Source organism: Gordonia insulae (assembly GCF_003855095.1).
Taxonomy (GTDB): Bacteria; Actinomycetota; Actinomycetes; order Mycobacteriales; family Mycobacteriaceae; genus Gordonia; species Gordonia insulae.
In genome coordinates this window covers 4,824,028-4,841,527 of record NZ_CP033972.1, presented here as the reverse complement: position 1 = coordinate 4,841,527, position 17,500 = coordinate 4,824,028, and the positions used below count along the sequence as shown (strand labels likewise).

General features: G+C 69.2%; 16 protein-coding genes. All 16 read right to left on the bottom strand.

Features of this window, described 5'->3' with window-relative positions; translation table 11 throughout:
• Nucleotides 1–34 precede the first annotated feature (34 nt).
• A complete protein-coding gene (gene lysS, locus D7316_RS22075) occupies nt 35–1,600 on the bottom strand; it encodes a lysine--tRNA ligase (RefSeq protein ID WP_197718287.1) in 1,566 nt (521 codons plus the stop codon).
• A 10-nt stretch (nt 1,601–1,610) separates the two neighbouring features.
• A complete protein-coding gene (locus D7316_RS22070) occupies nt 1,611–4,364 on the bottom strand; it encodes a helix-turn-helix transcriptional regulator (protein WP_124710170.1) in 2,754 nt (917 codons plus the stop codon).
• A gap of 44 nt (nt 4,365–4,408) precedes the next feature.
• A complete protein-coding gene (locus D7316_RS22065; protein WP_124710169.1) occupies nt 4,409–5,866 on the bottom strand; it encodes an aldehyde dehydrogenase family protein in 1,458 nt (485 codons plus the stop codon).
• 62 nt (nt 5,867–5,928) lie between these two features.
• Entirely contained in the window at nt 5,929–6,369 is a 441-nt protein-coding gene (locus tag D7316_RS22060; protein WP_124710168.1) for a rhodanese-like domain-containing protein, read from the bottom strand.
• A gap of 187 nt (nt 6,370–6,556) precedes the next feature.
• On the bottom strand, nt 6,557–7,363 hold the full coding sequence (locus D7316_RS22055) for a type III pantothenate kinase (protein WP_124710167.1): 807 nt from the start codon (nt 7,361–7,363) through the stop codon (nt 6,557–6,559).
• A 1-nt stretch (nt 7,364) separates the two neighbouring features.
• A complete protein-coding gene (gene panD / locus D7316_RS22050) occupies nt 7,365–7,784 on the bottom strand; it encodes an aspartate 1-decarboxylase (RefSeq protein WP_124710166.1) in 420 nt (139 codons plus the stop codon).
• 31 nt (nt 7,785–7,815) lie between these two features.
• Nucleotides 7,816–8,733: a pantoate--beta-alanine ligase gene (gene panC / locus D7316_RS22045; RefSeq protein ID WP_124710165.1), complete on the bottom strand. Its 918-nt coding sequence runs from the start codon at nt 8,731–8,733 to the stop codon at nt 7,816–7,818.
• Nucleotides 8,730–9,695: a Rossmann-like and DUF2520 domain-containing protein gene (locus D7316_RS22040; RefSeq protein WP_124711502.1), complete on the bottom strand. Its 966-nt coding sequence runs from the start codon at nt 9,693–9,695 to the stop codon at nt 8,730–8,732. Before D7316_RS22040 ends, panC begins: the two co-directional genes overlap by 4 nt.
• A 205-nt stretch (nt 9,696–9,900) precedes the next feature.
• The gene (locus D7316_RS22035) at nt 9,901–11,142 is read right to left on the bottom strand and encodes a DUF6779 domain-containing protein (RefSeq protein WP_124710164.1); all 1,242 of its coding nucleotides are present in this window, start codon (nt 11,140–11,142) and stop codon (nt 9,901–9,903) included.
• 91 nt (nt 11,143–11,233) lie between these two features.
• On the bottom strand, nt 11,234–11,767 hold the full coding sequence (locus D7316_RS22030; protein ID WP_124710163.1) for a DUF3180 domain-containing protein: 534 nt from the start codon (nt 11,765–11,767) through the stop codon (nt 11,234–11,236).
• Complete coding sequence (gene folK / locus D7316_RS22025) at nt 11,764–12,285, bottom strand: 2-amino-4-hydroxy-6-hydroxymethyldihydropteridine diphosphokinase (RefSeq protein ID WP_124710162.1); 522 nt, start codon at nt 12,283–12,285, stop codon at nt 11,764–11,766. Before folK ends, D7316_RS22030 begins: the two co-directional genes overlap by 4 nt.
• Nucleotides 12,282–12,656 carry a dihydroneopterin aldolase gene (gene folB, locus D7316_RS22020; protein ID WP_124710161.1) on the bottom strand — a complete coding sequence of 125 codons (375 nt, stop codon included), beginning with the start codon at nt 12,654–12,656 and terminating at the stop codon, nt 12,282–12,284. The genes folK and folB overlap by 4 nt, the downstream gene beginning before the upstream one ends.
• The gene (gene folP, locus D7316_RS22015; RefSeq protein ID WP_124711501.1) at nt 12,656–13,555 is read right to left on the bottom strand and encodes a dihydropteroate synthase; all 900 of its coding nucleotides are present in this window, start codon (nt 13,553–13,555) and stop codon (nt 12,656–12,658) included. Before folP ends, folB begins: the two co-directional genes overlap by 1 nt.
• Before the next feature lie 104 nt (nt 13,556–13,659).
• On the bottom strand, nt 13,660–14,334 hold the full coding sequence (gene folE / locus D7316_RS22010) for a GTP cyclohydrolase I FolE (RefSeq protein ID WP_408610035.1): 675 nt from the start codon (nt 14,332–14,334) through the stop codon (nt 13,660–13,662).
• A gap of 64 nt (nt 14,335–14,398) precedes the next feature.
• Nucleotides 14,399–16,699, bottom strand: a complete 2,301-nt coding sequence (gene ftsH / locus D7316_RS22005; RefSeq protein ID WP_124710160.1) for an ATP-dependent zinc metalloprotease FtsH — start codon at nt 16,697–16,699, stop codon at nt 14,399–14,401.
• Between the two features lie 194 nt (nt 16,700–16,893).
• Entirely contained in the window at nt 16,894–17,472 is a 579-nt protein-coding gene (gene hpt, locus D7316_RS22000) for a hypoxanthine phosphoribosyltransferase (RefSeq protein WP_124710159.1), read from the bottom strand.
• Between the last annotated feature and the right edge of the window lie 28 nt (nt 17,473–17,500).

Genomic DNA, 17,500 nt, shown 5'->3' with positions numbered 1-17,500 from the left:
GCGGTGAGCGCGGACTATTGCCCTGAATCGCAGATCAGGCGCGCGGCTTGACCAGCGGGAAGAGGATGGTCTCGCGGATGCCGAGACCGGTGAGTGCCATCAGGAGTCGGTCGATGCCCATCCCGGTGCCCGCCGTCGGGGGCATGCCGTATTCGATCGCGGCGAGGAACTCCTCGTCGAGGACCATGGCCTCGTCGTCGCCGGCGGCGGCCAGCCGGGCCTGGTCGACGAAGCGCTCGCGCTGGATCACCGGATCGACCAGCTCGGAATAGCCGGTGGCCAACTCGAATCCACGAAGGTAGAGGTCCCACTTCTCGACGACCCCGGGCACCGAGCGGTGCGCGCGCACCAACGGTGAGGTCTCGACCGGGAAGTCGCGCACGAACACCGGCTGCGCCAGATGCCGCCCGACCATGTGCTCCCACAACTCCTCGACCAGCTTGCCGTGCCCGTACCCCTTGTCCTTCGGGATCTCCAGACCGACCCGGTCCGCGATGGCGAGCAGCTCGTCCACCGTTGTCCCGGAATCCCCGGCGGCGGGCACGATCTCCTCGCCCAATGCCTCCGACAGCGACGGATACATCTCCAGGGAGGTCCACTCGCCGGACAGGTCGTAGACCGAACCGTCCGGCATCGTCGGGGTCAGGGTGCCCAGCGCCCCTTGCGAAACCTCTTGCACCAGTTCACGGGTCATCACCGCGGCATCGTCGTAGGTGCCGTAGGCCTGATAGGTCTCGAGCATCGCGAATTCGGGTGAGTGCGTCGAGTCGGCGCCCTCGTTGCGGAAGTTGCGGTTGATCTCGTAGACCCGCTCGATACCACCGACGATGCAGCGCTTCAGGAACAACTCGGGGGCGATCCGCAGGTACAGGTCGATGTCGAAGGCGTTGGAGTGGGTGACGAACGGGCGTGCCGCCGCACCGCCGTGCAGCGTCTGCAGCATCGGCGTCTCGACCTCGAGGAAGGACCGCTTACCCAGCGCTGCACGGAGTTCCGCCATCACCGCGATGCGGGTGCGCGCGATGTCGCGGGCCTCGGGGCGCATGATGAGGTCGACGTAGCGCTGCCGCACCCGCGTCTCCTCGTTCATCTCCTTGTGCGCCACGGGCAACGGACGCAACGCCTTCGACGCCATCGCCCAGTCGTCGGCCATCACGGACAGTTCGCCCGTGCGGGAGCTGATGACCTGGCCGTGCACGAACACGATGTCGCCCAGATCCACCTCGGCCTTCCACCGCGCCAACGCGTTCTCGCCGACGCCGTTGAAGCTCACCATGGCCTGCAGCTGGGTGCCGTCCCCCTCTTGCAGCGTGGCGAAGCACAGCTTGCCCTTGTTGCGGAGGAAGATGATCCGGCCGGCGACCCCGACGATCTCGCCGGTCTCGGTGCCCGCCTCGAGGTCACCGAACGTGGCGCGGATCTCCGACAGCGCGTGCGTCCGCGGGATGGAGACCGGGTATGCCTCGCGGCCCTCGCCGAGGATGCGATCACGCTTCTCCCGACGAATCCGGAGCTGCTCCGGAGCGTTGTCGTCGTCGGGCGTGGACGTGGTCGGCCCGCTCGCTGCGCCGGTATCGGGGGTGGTCGGGGTGTTGCTCACCCCCGAGACCCTATCGGATCGGGGCGGCCTGCCGACTCGAGGCCGCGGCCGCCAATTCGACACGTGTACGCAGGCCGAGCTTGCCGAGCACGTGCGAGACGTGGGTCTGCACGGTCCGCGGCGACATGAACAGCCGGGCGGCGATGTCCGGGCCGCTGAACCCCATCGCGATCAGTTCGGTGACCTGCGCCTCGGTGGGCGTCAGACTGTCCCAGCCACTCGTCGGGCGACGCTTGCCCGCGGTGGTGACGCGCACGCCCGCCGACCGCATGCGGGACAGGATCCGGGTCGTGACGCCGTCGGCACCGACATCCTCGGCCCGTTGCAGCGCGCGACGCGCATGGTCGATGGCACCCGTGCGATCACCCGCGATGGCCGCGGACACCGCGGACTCCTCCCAGCCGGCGATCTCGAGGAAAACGTCGTCGAGGTCGCGGGCCGCCTCGGCCACCTCGACCCCGATCCGCACCATCTCGGCGGGTTCGGCGGTGACCATGCCGCGTGCGAGTCGAATGGTCGGCGCCAGCGCGGGGCTCAACGGTTGGGTCAGCGCGGCGAGATCGTCGCCGATCCGGGCGACCAGTGCCGGTTCGACGGCGCGGATGGCGACCCGCGCGCAGGCGGGCGCGATGGTCGCCGCCCACCCGTAGGCCTGCTGTGCGATGGTCCGATCCCAGACCTCGGCGGCCATCTCCGCGGCCGCCCGGTGGCGCCGGCGCGCCTCGAGTACCAGCATCTGCATCCGCTGGATCTGCGGGAGACCGAACTGCTCGACCAGGACTCCGTGCCCGACGCGGCCGTCATACCAGTCCTGCACGCGCCGCTCGGCGGCCGCGAGATCGCCGCGCACCAGATCGACGAACACCCGCGCCCCGTAGGCGAGCGACGGCACCGCCTCGTCGCCGACGGATACCTTCTCCATGGCGGTGTCGAAGGTCACCGCGGCGTCGGAGAGCTGCCCCCGCATCGTCAGGATCGACGCATGGATCAACTGCCGATACGTCGACTGCCAGGTGGTGCCACGCTCGGCCTGCCTGGCCGACGTGTCGGCCATGACGTCGGCGGCCGCGCGCGGTCCGCCGTGGAACATCTCGATGAACGGCGGCCACAGGTCGGCGGACGCACCCTCACTGGAGTCGGCGCCCGCCGAATCGTCGGACATGAACCGGCGCGACGCCTCGGCGGCGAACTCGACCGCGGTGAACGACGACCCCACCAGGCAACTCCGCAGGGCCTCCGCGACGAGACCGGTGAGGGTCAGGTCGGTGCTGGCGTGCGCGAACGGTTCCACCGGAATGGGGGCCGCCCCACTGAGCAGGGTCAGATAGGCGTGCAGATCGGTGAGCACCCGCCGGCTGCGCTCGGGCAGGTCCACACCCGTCAGTGACTCGATGGTCGCGATCGCCTCGGCGTTCTCGCCGCGCGCGGTGAGCACGAACAGTCGCGTGCGGTAGAGCCGCGCGATGACGTCGAGGTCGTCGGCGACGGCAAGGGTGGCACGCGCCGACTCGTCGGCCCGCTCGAGTTGCCCGGACCGCGCGAGAGCCAGCACCCGCTCGAGCGCGAGTACCTGCGTCTCGAGTCCGGGCGCACCGGCGCCCACACCCGTCTCGGACAACAGATCCGCGTGCACCGCGGGAGCGTTCGTCAGCGCCTGCGCGGCAGCGTGATCGGCCGCAACCGTCTCGCTCGGCGCCGCACCGGCGGCGCGGAGATGGAAGGCGCGGGACACCGGGTCGGTGTCGGGTTGCTCGGCGATGGCCCGATGGACGATGGCGCGCAACGGTTGTGGTGTCCGCTCGACGACGACGTCCGCGATCGAGTCGTGCACCACCCGCAACCGGCCCTCGGCGTCGAACTCCGCGACACCCGCATCGAGGAGACGTTGCGCGGGACCGAGCAGCGCGGTGGCCGGAACCGCGGACAGCGCGGCGATGTGGCCGAGATCGACGGGACCGCCCCAGATCCCGAGTGTGACCAGGACGTCGTGCGACGACGGGTCGAGCGCGTCGAGGCGCGCCGCGATGGAATCGGCGAGGCCGGCCGCCGGCGGCGACTGCGCCTCGGCGGCGAGATCGACGCGGTCGCCGTCGCGGATCAACTGTCCGGTGCGGTCGAGTTCGTCGAGGATCGCGCCGGCGTGCAGCGGATTCCCGTGTGCCACAACCAGCGCGTCGCGCAACCGCGTGGTCGGCCAGGCGTCGTGTCGTTCCCGCACCAGGACGTCGAGGTCCATGGCATCCATCGGCGGCACCGCAACGACGTCGACGTCGGGTCGACGTGTCAGCCGCGTCAGGTACTCGCGTTGCGGGAGTGGCCTGGCGGCCACGAGCAGGGTCAGGGGCAGATCGCGCGCGGCGTCGGTGATCGCCTGCAGAAGGTTCAGGCTGGCGGCGTCGGCGTTGTGCGCATCGTCGACGACGATCAGGTATCGGCCCGATGCGGCGAGGTCATCGAGGCGGTTCAGGAAGAACTGGTCCGCATCCTCGTCGAGGGGCTCCGGCACGGCACACCCGAGCGCGTCGGCGATGACCGAATAGGGCTGCCGCCAAGACAACTCGGATGCCGTCGCCCATCCGATCGGGACCGACGACCCGGACGTCACCTCATGCAGGAGACGGGACTTGCCGGCGCCGGTGTCCGCGACCAGCATGAGGCAGCGCACCCCCGACGGATCGTCGACTCCGGCGAGCAGCTCGTCGAGGCGGGAACGGAACTCGGCGACGACGTCCCGACGCTGGGCTGCGCGCGCCGGCCGGGTCATGGCTCGATCCTAGTGTGCGCAGCCCGATCGTGACCGTCGGTGACTCAGAACGGGTACCGCTCGATGTCGGCCTGCATCGTGACCCATTGCAGGTCACAGAAGGTGTCCAGATTGACCGACGACCCGAAATGCCCGCCGGTGCCCGACGCCTTGGTACCGCCGAACGGTGCCACCGCCTCGTCGTCGACCGTCTGGTCGTTGATGTGGACGGCACCCGATCGGATGCGATCGGCGAGTGCGAAAGCCTTGAACGCGTTGCCGGTCAGGATGCCGACCGACAGTCCGTATTCCGACGAGTTGATGATGTCGATGGCCTCGTCGACGGTCTCGTAGGCGGTGACGGGGGCGACCGGCCCGAAGATCTCCTGGGTGAAGGCCGGTGAATCCGTGGGCACGTCGCCGAGCACCGTCGGGCGGTAGAAGAGATCTTCGTGGGTGCCGCCCGCGGCCAGCGTGGCGCCGGCCCGCACCGACGACTGCACGATCTCATCGATCTTCTCGAGTTGCCGGCTGTCGATGATCGGCCCGAGCGCGACGTCGGGATCGGTCGGGTCACCGACCGGGAGGTGACGCGCCTTCTCGGCCAGTTTCGCGGTGTACTCCTCGGCCAGGTGCGCAGGCACCAGGTGCCGGCCCGCGGTCATGCAGATCTGCCCCTGGTGCAGGAACGAGCCCCACGCGCCCGCCGACGCCGCGGCGTCGATGTCCGCGTCCGGCAGGATCAGCAGGGCGTTGTTGCCACCCAGCTCGAGATGGACCTTCTTGAGCAGAGGCGCCGCCGCCTCGCCGATCCTGCGGCCCGCCGCCGTCGAGCCGGTGAACGAGATACACGGGACACCGGGATGCGCGACGAGCGCGGCGCCCACCTCCGCCCCCGACGGCAACACGTGCAGCAGACCTTCCGGGAGGCCGGCTTCGGCCAGCAGGTCGGCCAGGGCGAGTCCGCCGGCGATCGGGGTGCGCGGATCGGGTTTCAGGATGACCGCGTTGCCGAGCGCGAGGGCGGGTGCGACCGACCGCATCGACAGGATGGCGGGGAAGTTGAACGGGCTGATCACCCCGACGACGCCGACCGGGACGTGACGCCCGATCGACATGCGCGGCTTCTGACTTCGCAACACCTGGCCGTACGGCTGCGACGCCAGGCCCGCGGCCTCGTCGAGCTCGGAGATGACCAGCCCGGTCTCGAATGCGGCCTTGCCCTGCCCGGAGCCGGATTCCGGCACCAACCAGCGGGTCAGTCGTCCCGGGTCATCGGCGAGCAGCGCTGCGGCGGTTCGCATCACCGCCGCACGGTCGGTGTAGGGCCGCGCCGCCCAGGCCGTCTGCGCCGACGTCGCGGCGGACACCGCCGCGTTCAGGTCGTCGGTGTTCGCCTCGCCGACGGTATCGATGACCTCGCCTGTGGCAGGTGCGGTGACGTCGAGGGTCCCGGCGCCGCCGGCGATCCAACCGCCGTCGAAGATCTTGCTGGTCCAGGGTGCTGCAGGTGACGTGGTCATGTCTTCGACAATAGAGACGCGACCGTTGCCCGCGGTTCCGGGAACGCCGGTCGCCGGTGCGGTCAGTGCGCCGAGATGGCCGCTAGCTCCTGGTCGCTGATCCGACCGGTGACACCCGATCGCCGCAGCGCACGGTGGCCGCCGACCACGAACACCGCGCCGGTGACACCGCGCGCCTGCAGGTGCCAGGCCAGCCATTCGGCCTCATGCCCGTCGTCGCTGACCAGCAGCCAGCGCGAATCCACGGAGGCGGACCGCAGCGAGTCGGTGGTGCCCGGGGTCAGCCGGGGCAGGATGTCGGTCGGGTCGATCGCGAGGGCGCCGGACAGCACTCCGTCGAGCTGACGTTTGCGCTGGCTGCGGACGTCGACGGGGGTCACGCCGCCGGCGACGAGCGCGGCATAGTCGGTGGCCTGAACCGAGAGCGGGACGTCGGGGGACGGCGCGACGATCGGATCGGCGGAAAGTGCGACAGCATCATGGGATGCGAGGACGGCAGTCATGAGAGGTCCTGGAGGTGATCGAGATGAGCGGGGGGCGTCGAAGAAGGGCGGCCGCAGATGCGGAACTCAGCCCTGACAACACTCCAGACAGCTCTTGATCACGGCGCATAGTGTGCCACACATCGCGGCGGGGCGCCAGACCTGCGACGATTCCGCTCACCGAGCCCGCGCCCCCGGCCGCCGGCGGTCAGCGGTTGCGGCCGCGCTGCTGTTTGGACCGCTCGTGGACGAGCCGCAGACCGTCGAGCGTGAGGTACGGGTGATGGACGGTCAGCGTCTCGCACTCGTCGAACATCAGCGGCGCCAGGTAGCCGGTGGCGACCACCGTCACATCGTCGGAGTCGAAGCCCTCGACGGTGTCGCGGACCCGGTCCACGAGTCCGTCGACCTGCCCGGCGAAGCCGTACAGGATGCCCGACTGCAGCGCCTCGACGGTGTTCTTGCCGAGCACGCTGCGCGGTGGCATGAGCTCGACCTTCCGGACCGTCACCGTGTGTTCGGACAGCGCCTCCACGGCCAGGTTGACCCCGGGAGCGATCGCCCCGCCGAGGAACTCACCTTTCGCGGACACCGCATCCACCACCGTCGCCGTGCCGAAGGCGACCACCACGACCGGCCCTTTGGGATAGTTGTGATGTGCCGCAACGCAGTTCGCGACCCGGTCGGTGCCGACCTCCTTCGGGTTGTCGACGAGCAGCGGAACGCCGGTCCGCACACCGGGTTCCAACAGCAGGTGGTGTCCGCTGCCGTAATAGCGGGGCACCATCACCCGGAGTTCACGGAGCAGCGACGGCACGGTCGACAACGCGGCCACGCCGGTCACCTGCTCGACGTCGGAGCCGAGGAGCCCGCGGATCAGCAGCGCCAACTCGTCCGACGTCAGGTTGGGATCGGTGTGGATCCGCCAGTCCTGCACCATCGTCGCGTGGTCACCCGACCCCGCGAAGACGCCGAGATGGATGTTGGTGTTACCGACATCGACGGTCAGGAGCATGTCAGGCCTGGACGAGTTCCCGCGGATCCCGCAGCCCGGAACCCTCCGGAGCATGCGCCGGGTCGATTCCGGCCTCGAGCACGCGGTTGGCGTCGTCCACGAAGACCACCGACGGTGCGTACTCCGTCAACTCGGCCTCGCTGAGGATGCCGTAGGCGATGATGATCACGAGATCGCCGGGGTGAACGAGATGCGCTGCGGCGCCGTTGATACCGATGACCCCCGACCCCCGCTCGCCGGCGATGACGTAGGTCTCCAGACGTGCCCCGTTGTCGATGTCGACGATGGTGACCTGTTCACCCTCCAGCAGGTCGGCGGCGTCGAGCAGATCCTGGTCGATGGTCACCGAACCGACGTAGTGCAGATCGGCCTGGGTGACCTTGGCGCGGTGGATCTTCGACTTCATCATGGTGCGGAACATGTGGGTTCCCCTCTCGTCAGGTGGGATTGGGTCACTGGGTGGTCTGTTGGGGATCGCGATCGGCGAAGCCCGTGCCGATCGCGACACCGACGTTGTCGATCAGGCGCGCGGCGCCGACCCGGGCCGCCACCAGCAGGCGCCCGTCGCCGCGCTCGGGAGGCTCGCCGAGTTGGCGGTCGGTGAGCGCGAGATAGTCCACCTCGATCTCGGGGCGGCTGTCCAGGACTGCTTGTGCCGCAGCGAGTATTGCCTCGCGGCCACCCGCGGCCGCGTGGGTGCCGGCAACCAGGGCCGCTGACAGCGTGGTGGCGAGATCGCGTTGGGCGTCGTCGAGGTATCGGTTGCGCGACGACATCGCCAGGCCATCGGGTTCACGTACCGTCGGCACTCCGACGATCTCCACGTCCACGTCGAGGTCGTCGACCATCTGCTTGATCAGCACCAGCTGCTGATAGTCCTTCTCGCCGAAGTACGCCGCATGCGGCGCAGCGATGTTCAGCAGTTTGAGGACAACGGTCAGCATGCCGGCGAAATGGGTCGGCCGTGCGATCCCGTCGAGGACGGCGCCGGCCGGACCGGGATGCACCATCGTACGACGACCGTCCGGATACATGCCGGCCACGGTCGGTGCGAACACCAGTTCCACGCCGAGAGGCCGCAACAGTGCGCAGTCGTCGGAGAAGGTGCGCGGGTAGGCGTCGAGGTCCTCCCCCGCGCCGAACTGCAGCGGGTTCACGAAGATCGACACGATGACGACCGCGTCACCCTTGCCCTTCGCTGCACGGACGAGTTCGAGGTGACCTGCGTGCAATGCGCCCATCGTCGGCACCAGCACCACCCGCTTACCCGCCCGGCGCAATGTCCGGCTGACCCGATGCAGCGTCGCCGGATCGCGGTGGATGGTGAGTTCGCCTGGCGTGTAGGCCTTTTCGGACAATGGCGTGGTCATGACACCTCCAGCACATCGAGCAGCGCAGCCGGTGCATCGGTGTAATCGGCGGTGCGACGGGCCAGCACGCGGTAGGACTCGGCGATCCCGACCGTGCCGGGCCGCCCGGACGGTAGCTTGCGGAGCGCAGCCAGGTGGTCGGCGACGGCGGCCGCGTCGCCCCGGGCGACCGGGCCCGTCAGCGCACGCGGGCCGAGCTCGAGGACGTTCTGCAGCGACGCGGTCACCAGCGGGCCCAGAATCCGTTCGGCGAGGAGCGTGCCGCTGCCGTCGACGGTCGCGGTTTCACGCGCCGCGCCGCCGTCGAGACCGTCGATGGCCGCGTTGAGCGCAGCGACCGCGTCAGAGATCAGCGTGACCAGGTGGTTGGCGCCATGCGCCAGCGCCGCGTGATAGAGCACGCGGTCGGTCTCCGCGATGCGGACGGGTTCGCCGCCCATCTCGAGAACCAGCGACTGCGCGATCGCGAAACCGACCTCGTCGGCAGCGGTCACGCCGAAACACGACTGTCGCAGCCGCGCGGTGTCGTCGTCGGTGCCGACGAAGGTCATCGCCGGATGGATGGCGAGGGGCAGCGCGCCGAGTGCACTGAGGGGCGCGAGAACCGCGACGCCCTTGGCGCCGGCGGTGTGGGCGACAAGGGTGTTGGGGCGCAGCGACCCCGACCGCGCGACGTCGTCGACCACCGCAGCCAGTACGGCGTCGGGAACCGCGAGGATCAGCAGTTCGGAGCGTGCGACGACCGCATCGAGGTCGAGGATCTCCGATTCGGGCAGGCGCTCGGAGGCGCGGCGTCGGGAGGACTCGGATCGCGCGACCACGGCGCCGACCACATGTCCGGCCTGTTCGAGGGCGGCACCGAGGGCGGTGCCCACCCGGCCGGCAGAGATCACGCCGACGGTGAGGCGTGCCGGGGTGGGGAGGTTGGAGAGGCCGGACATGGGGTCACCCGATGCGCCCATGCGTGGGCCGAGACCATCGTTCGGTGAGGTCACCGCTGTCCTCCGATTCGTTCCAGTCCCGGCTTCGGCGCGGGTACCAGACGTTACGCAGCAAGGTTAGGCCCTGCGCCCACCTCGGGGCCAACGCCTGTGACAGGCCTCACGCCGGTCGGATCGTCGGCGGCCCGTCATGACGCGCAAACCGGCTGTTCAGGGGGTGGGTCGATCAGTCCTCGCGACGGCGGCGACCGCCACCGGTCGCGTTGGACTGCCGGAGCTGGCTGAGCAGTTCGGACACCGGCAGACCGGCCGAATGCGCGCTCTCACCGTCGTCGTCATCACGCCGACGACGACGTCCCTGCAGGGACGGGCTCACGCTGTCACCGGTCGTCTCGTGGCGGCCGGGGGCGCCGAACGTCGGGCCGGGCGTCGCTTCCACCGGCTCGTCGTCAGGAATGGTTTCCGGGACGGCCGCCGCCTCCGGCTCGACCTCGACCTCAGGCTCGGGTGCGGCGGGCTCGGGCGCGGCGGGCTCGGGCGCGGCGGGCTCGGGCGCGGCGGGCTCGGGGTCGATCTCCGGCAGGCCGTCGGCCGTCGGTTGCGTCTGCGCCGCCTGCGCCGACGTCGCCCACTCGTCGGTGGGGGTCTCGTCGACGTACGTCGTGGGACCGCCGGTCACCACGTCGGTCGGTGCGACGCCGGATGCCGCAGTCGCATAGGTCGTCTCATCGGTCTCCGCGATCACCGCGTCTTCGACCTGATCGACGGGCTCCTCGGGTACCTCGGTCGCGATGCGACCCGACATCGGGGCGTCGTCGGTGATGATGGGGATGACCTCGGTCATCTCGTTGGGATCGACGTCGGTGGGGATGTGCCGACCGAGATCGGCGGCGGGCGCAGTCGCCGCGAAATCCTGGGCGGCCAACACGCTGTCGTCGGTGCGGAAGGGTTGGCCATAACCCTGATGGACGCGGCGGTCGTCCCCGATGCCGGATGCCAGCTCACGCAACTTCTCGCTCGGCAGTGCCGTGCGGGTGTCGGGCAGAGACTCCCCGAGCAGCATCTCCAGACTGGATCGCAGTGCCAGCACCTGCGTCTTGAGGTCGGCGAGTTCCGCGTTGGACTCCGCGCTGACCTCCTTGCGGATGGTGGTCTCGACGTCGAGTTCGTACTGGCGCCGGGCCGCGATCTCCCGCTCCAACTGCAGTTCGTACACGAGCCGCAGATCCCGACTCTTCGCCTCGGCACTCTCGGCCTGGCGACGGAACTTGGTGACGAGGATCGCACCGATCACGGCGGCCCAGAGCGCCGCGATGACGGCGAGTGAGCCACTCACCGACAACTGGTCGGTGAACACCATGAGCACGCTGGCAACGATGGCCAGCACGATGAGCAGACCGAGCAGCCACTGTCCCACCGATCTACCGGATCGCCGCGACTCGGTGGAACGGCCGTTCGAGGTCGTCATGTCCGTGAACATACCGCCTGAGGCCCGGGTTATCGGCCAACCGGGGGCGGAGAGTCACGATTCACCGCACGTCAGGCCCGGTTCGCCCGGGTCAGGCAGGTCCCGGATGGCCGCCGACGGCATCGTCGGTGGGGTCGTCGGGAGCCCGGCAGCAGTACTCGAGCCACAGCGCCGCGGCGACGAGGACGATCCCGCCGACGACGCCGATGATCGCGCCCGGACGATCGTGGTCGGCCGCCGACAGGTCGTGCTGCGTCCACAGGAACGCCAGCAGCCCGGCCCAGACCCCGACCGCGAGCGCACCCAGGATCGCCGACGCCTTGGCCAGCGCGAGGACGCGGGCAGCGGTCAGCGGATGCAGCTGCCCGCGGGCGCGTCCGACGTCGCGAGACGCCACCCGGGTCCGGACGATGAAGGCGATGACGACCTCGAGTGCCGCCAGGATGTAGAGCACCAGCCCGGCGAGCAGGGGCATCGGCGGCAGACTGCCGTAGTTGTAGCGGACCAGGATGAAGACCGTGACGGCCGTGATGAGACCGATGATGGTGAGGTCGCGCAGGCGTGTCGGCCCGAGGCCCGGTTCCTCGTCCTGGTCACGGCCGGAGCGGGGTCGCGGCGACGTCATCGCGACCTCACCGGCGGCGGATCCGTCACCGGCACGACGCCGGCAATGTCGGCGGGGTCGATCCGCTCGATGAGATCGGCGACCGCCTCGAAGCCGGCCGGCGTCCACAAAGTGGCCGCCGGGTCGATCGCCAGCCACGGCACGAGGACGAAGGCACGCTCGGCGGCGCGCGGATGTGGCAGCAGCAACTGCGGATCGTCGCTGCGGACGACGTCGTCGCCGTCGCTGACGGTGATCACGTCGACGTCGAGTGTCCGCGGCCCCCAGCGGACCTCGCGCGTCCGGTCGGCGTCCTGCTCGAGTTCCGCGCCCAGCGCCAGCCAGTCGTATGGCCCGCGGTCGCCGTCGACGATCAGGGTGATGTTGTAGAAGTCGTCCTGCTCGACACCGCCCCACGGGGGCGTGGAGTAGACCGGGCTGACCGCGACGAGGTCGTCGGCGACACGGTCGACGACCGACGTCAGGTGGGCGAGGCGGTCGCCGACGTTGGAACCGGCCGAGAGCACCGCCCGGGTCACCTGCTCATCCCTTTGCGGGACCGTCGGGTCACCACCGCGACGTCGGCGAACTGCAGCGGGATCGGGGCGGATGGCTTGTGCACCGTCACCTCGCAGGCGACGATCCGTTCGTCATCCATGATCGACTCGGCGACCTCGCCGCCGACCGCCTCGATGAGATTGCGCGGTTCACCGGCGACGATGTCGTGGGCTTTCTGGGCGAGAGCGCCGTAGTCGACGGTGTCGGCGAGTTCGTCGGAGGCGGCGGCGACCGCGAGGTCGAGCCACAGCACAATGTCGAGGATGAAGTCCTGTCCGTCGCGTCGTTCATGCTCGAAGACGCCGTGGTTGCCGCGCACGACGAGGCCGCGCAGCTCGATCCGATCGGCCATCAGCCGCTCACCATTCCTGTTCCCGCGGCCGGCGACGGCGGATCGATCGTGCCCCGTCGGCCGCCCCGCCGCCACGCGGTCGCCACCGCGATCGCGTCGCGACTCTTCTCGACGTCGTGCACACGCACCGCCCATGCACCTTCCATCGCCGACAGTGTGGACACCGCCGCCGTCGCGATCTCCCGGCCGGCCGGTGGGCGCGGCTCGCCGTCGCGACCCAGCAGGGTGCCCAGGAAGCGCTTGCGCGATGCGCCCACGAGCACCGGGAAACCGAGGCCGACAAAGGTCGGCAGCGCATGCAGCAACGCCCAGTTGTGTTCGCCGGTCTTGGCGAAACCGAGGCCGGGATCGAGGATGATCCGATCCGGGTCGACGCCCGCGGCCACTGCGGCGTCGACCTGTTGCAGCAGTTCGCCGCTCACCTCGGCCACCACGTCGCGGTAGCCGCCGGCATCACCGATGCCGTGGCTGAATCGGCTGCTCCCGCCATCGAACGGGACGTCGGGGTTCGCCGGGTCGATCGGTCGCCAATGCATGAGAATCCACGGCAGCCCGGAGTCGGCGACGACGCGGGCCATGTCGGCGTCGGCGCGCCCGCCGGAGACGTCGTTGATCACGCTGGCACCCGCCTCGATCGCGACCTCCGCGACCGCTGCCCGCATGGTGTCCACGGAGATCGGGATGCCCGTTCCGGCCAGTCCCTTGATCACCGGCGCCACTCGCTCGGCCTCGTCACGCGGGTCGACACGTGACGATCCGGGTCGGGTCGACTCGCCGCCGATGTCGATGAGGTCGGCGCCCTGCGCGATCAGGTCGTGCCCGTGGGCGATCGCCGCGTGGTGATCGAGGTAGCGGCCGCCGTCGGAGAAGGAATCCGCGGTGACGTTGATGACCCCCATGACCAGGGTGCGGTCGGCCGGCACCGGGGCGTGCGGGCCGCTGCGGCCCGGCACCGGGATTGGGCCGTTGCGATTGGTCGGGAGCATCGGGGCCGGGTGCCGGCTCAGGGGCGGGAGATCAGGTCGAGGGCCTCGCCGCGGGAGACCGCGCTCGTCTTGAACATTCCGCGCACGGCCGATGTCGTGGTCTTGGCACCGGGTTTGCGGATACCGCGCATGGCCATGCAGAGGTGCTCGGCCTCGATCACGACGATGACGCCGCGCGGATCGAGCCGCTTGACGATCGCATCAGCGATCTGGCTCGTCAGTCGCTCCTGTACCTGCGGCCGTTTGGCGTAGAGGTCGACGAGGCGGGCGAGCTTCGACAGTCCGGTCACCTGTCCGGAGACACCCGGGATGTATCCGACGTGCGCGACACCGTGGAACGACACCAGGTGGTGCTCGCATGTCGAGTACATCGGGATGTCCTTGACCAGCACCAATTCGTCGTGGTTCTCGTCGAAGGTGGTGGCGAGCACCTCACTGGGGTCCGTGTAGAGCCCGGCGAACACCTCACGGTAGGCGTTGGCGACGCGGGTCGGTGTGCGCTGCAGCCCTTCCCGATCGGGATCCTCCCCGACGGCGATCAGCAGTTCACGGATGGCCGCCTCGGCGCGGGCCTGGTCGAAGTGATGGCCGGCCGACGTCACGTCGTCGGCGTCGATGTGCCCGTCGGACCCGCTCATCTCTCCCCTGGCTCCCAGCTCGACGTGGGTGTCCTCGTGCTCACTGATCGTCATCGCTCAATTGATCCGTTCTGCGAAACGTGATCCGACCGGCCGTTGGGCGACCGGCCGTCGCTCGTCACCTGTCAGGATTGCCCGGCTGACCGTACTGGTCAGGCCGTCCGGCACCGTTGGTGCCGTTACTGCCGTTGCCATTCGTACCCGATCCGTTCTGCGGGCCCGGAGTCGAGTCCTGCGGAGGCCAGCCCGGAGCCGACCAGTCGCGGGGAGCGCCGTAGTCCGGCCGGGTGCCGTGCGTCGGCTGACCCGGATAGCCGCCCTGCTGACCGGGGTGTCCGCCGTAGGGCGGGTAGCCGGGCGCCGACTGCGGCGGATATGCAGGCGGGTATGCCTGTCCCGGAGCAGGATTCGGGTATCCGCCCGGTTGACCTGCGCCGGCACCCACGGGTTCCGGTGTCGGTTCCGGCATCACCGGCTCCGGCGGCCACGGCTCGCCGCGCTCGATGGCCAGCTCGCCCGGCGTCTTCACCGGCGGCTTGTCACTGGGCGTGCGATCACCGAACTCGTTGAAAGTGGTGATCCGGGGGCGCTTCTCGACGCTGGAGAAGATCTTCTCGAGATCCTTGCGGGTGAGTGTCTCCTTCTCCAGGAGTTCGGTCGCCAGCACATCGAGGGTGTCTCGATACTCCGCCAGGATCGCCCAGGCCTCGGTGTGCGCGGCCTCGATCAGCCTGCGCACCTCGTCGTCGATCTCGCTGGCGATCTCTGCGGAGTAGGAGGCCTGGTTGCCCATCGACCGGCCCAGGAACGGGTCGCCCTGCTCCTGGCCGTAATGCACCGCGCCCAGCTTGGCGCTCATGCCGTACTCGGTGACCATCGCGCGCGCGATCTTGGTGGCCTGGTCGATGTCCGACGAGGCACCCGTCGTGGGCTCGTGGAACACCAACTCCTCGGCGGCGCGGCCGCCCATCGCCATGACCAGGCGGGCGATCATCTCCGACCGCGTCATGAGGTCCTTGTCCTGCTCCGGCACCGCGAGAGCATGACCGCCGGTGCGGCCGCGCGCGAGGATGGTGACCTTGTAGATCGGGTCCAGGTCGGGCATCGCCCAGGCGGCGAGGGTGTGACCACCCTCGTGATAGGCCACGACCTTCTTCTCGTGCTCGCTGATGATCCGGCTCTTGCGACGGGGGCCGCCGATCACACGATCGACCGCCTCCTCGAGCATCTCGGCCGTGATGGTGTTCTTGTTCTCGCGGGCGGCGAGCAGGGCCGCCTCGTTGACGACGTTGGCCAGATCGGCACCGGACATGCCCGGTGTCCGCTTGGCCAGACCGTCGAGATCGGCATCCGAATCGATCGGCTTGCCCTGGGCGTGCACCTTGAGGATCGCGCGACGTCCAGCGATGTCGGGGTTGCCGACCGGGATCTGTCGGTCGAAGCGTCCTGGCCGCAGCAGCGCGGGGTCGAGGATGTCGGGCCGGTTGGTCGCGGCGATCAGGATGACGCCCGAACGCTCACCGAAGCCGTCCATCTCGACGAGCAACTGGTTCAGGGTCTGCTCACGCTCGTCGTGGCCACCGCCGAGGCCGGCACCGCGCTGGCGTCCGACCGCGTCGATCTCGTCGACGAAGATGATGCACGGGCTGTTGTTCTTCGCCTGCTCGAACAGGTCGCGGACGCGGGAGGCGCCCACACCGACGAACATCTCCACGAAATCCGAGCCGGAGATGGTGAAGAACGGCACGCCGGCCTCGCCGGCGACGGCACGCGCGAGCAACGTCTTACCGGTGCCGGGCGGACCGTAGAGCAGCACGCCCTTGGGGATCTTCGCGCCGAGCGCCTGGTAGCGCGCCGGATTCTGCAGGAAGTCCTTGATCTCGTAGAGTTCCTCGACCGCCTCGTCGGCGCCTGCGACATCGGCGAACGTGGTCTTCGGCATGTCCTTGGTGAGCTGCTTGGCCTTCGACTTGCCGAAGCCCATGACCCCGCCCTTGCCGCCGCCCTGCATCCGGTTCATCACGAAGAAGAACAGGCCGAACAGCAGGAGCATCGGGAGGATGAAGATGAGGATCTGCCAGAGCGCCGACTGCTGGCTGACGTTGGTCTGATAAGCGGCGCCGGTCGTCGTGACCGAGTCGAAGACCTGTTCGCCGGCCGACGCCGGGTACTTGGCGCTGATCTTGGTGACGTCCTTGCCGTCGACCTTGATCGGCTCCTTGAGCTCGATCCGCAGCGTCTGCTCGCGGTCGTCGATGTCGATGCGGTCGGTGTTCTTGACATTGAGCTGTGTCAACGCGACCGAGGTGTCCACAGACCGGTATTCGCGACCGGAGTCGCGCATCACGCTCCAGCCCCAGAGGGCGAGCACGATCAGCGCCACGATGGCGAGGTTGCGGAAGACTGACTTTCGGTTCATGCCTGTTGGGTGGTGGTCCGGGAGCGCCCGCGCGGCTCTGCCCGTGCCGTTCCACTGTCCTTCCCGGTCGACGTCTTTGGCCGGCCGCGCATCACGACGCGCGGCTGTCCGTATTTGTAGAGGCTACCGGTCAACGAACATCCACGGAAAACCGTTCCGAGGCGTTACGGACACCACTCGACGCTGGTAGAGCGTCAGTTCTGGTAGACCGAGGGCCGCAGCCGCCCGATGAACGGCAGATCGCGGTACCGCTCGGCATAGTCGAGCCCGTATCCGACGACGAACTCGTTGGCGATGTCGAACCCGACGTCGGCGACGTCCACCGGCGAGCGCACCGCCTCGGGTTTGCGCAGCAGGGTGCACACCTCCAGCGACCGCGGGGACCGGGTCGCCAGGTTCTTCATCAACCACGACAGGGTGAGACCGGAGTCGATGATGTCCTCGACGATGAGGACGTCGCGGCCGGCGATGTCACGGTCGAGGTCTTTGAGAATCCGCACCACACCCGACGACGACGTCGACGAGCCGTAGCTGGAGACCGCCATGAATTCCATCTGCGACGGGATGGGCAGGGCCCGCGCGAAATCGGTCATGAACATGATCGCGCCCTTGAGAACACCGATCAGGACGAGATCCTCGTCGATGGCGGCGTACCTCGCGGCCACGGACTCGGCCAACTCCTGGGTGCGTTCGCGGATCTGATCCTCGGTGATGAGGATCGCCTCTATGTCGTCGCCGTACGGGCCTGTGCCACTCGGACTGGGGGACTGCACGTGTCTAGCTTGTCATGCCGCTCGCGAA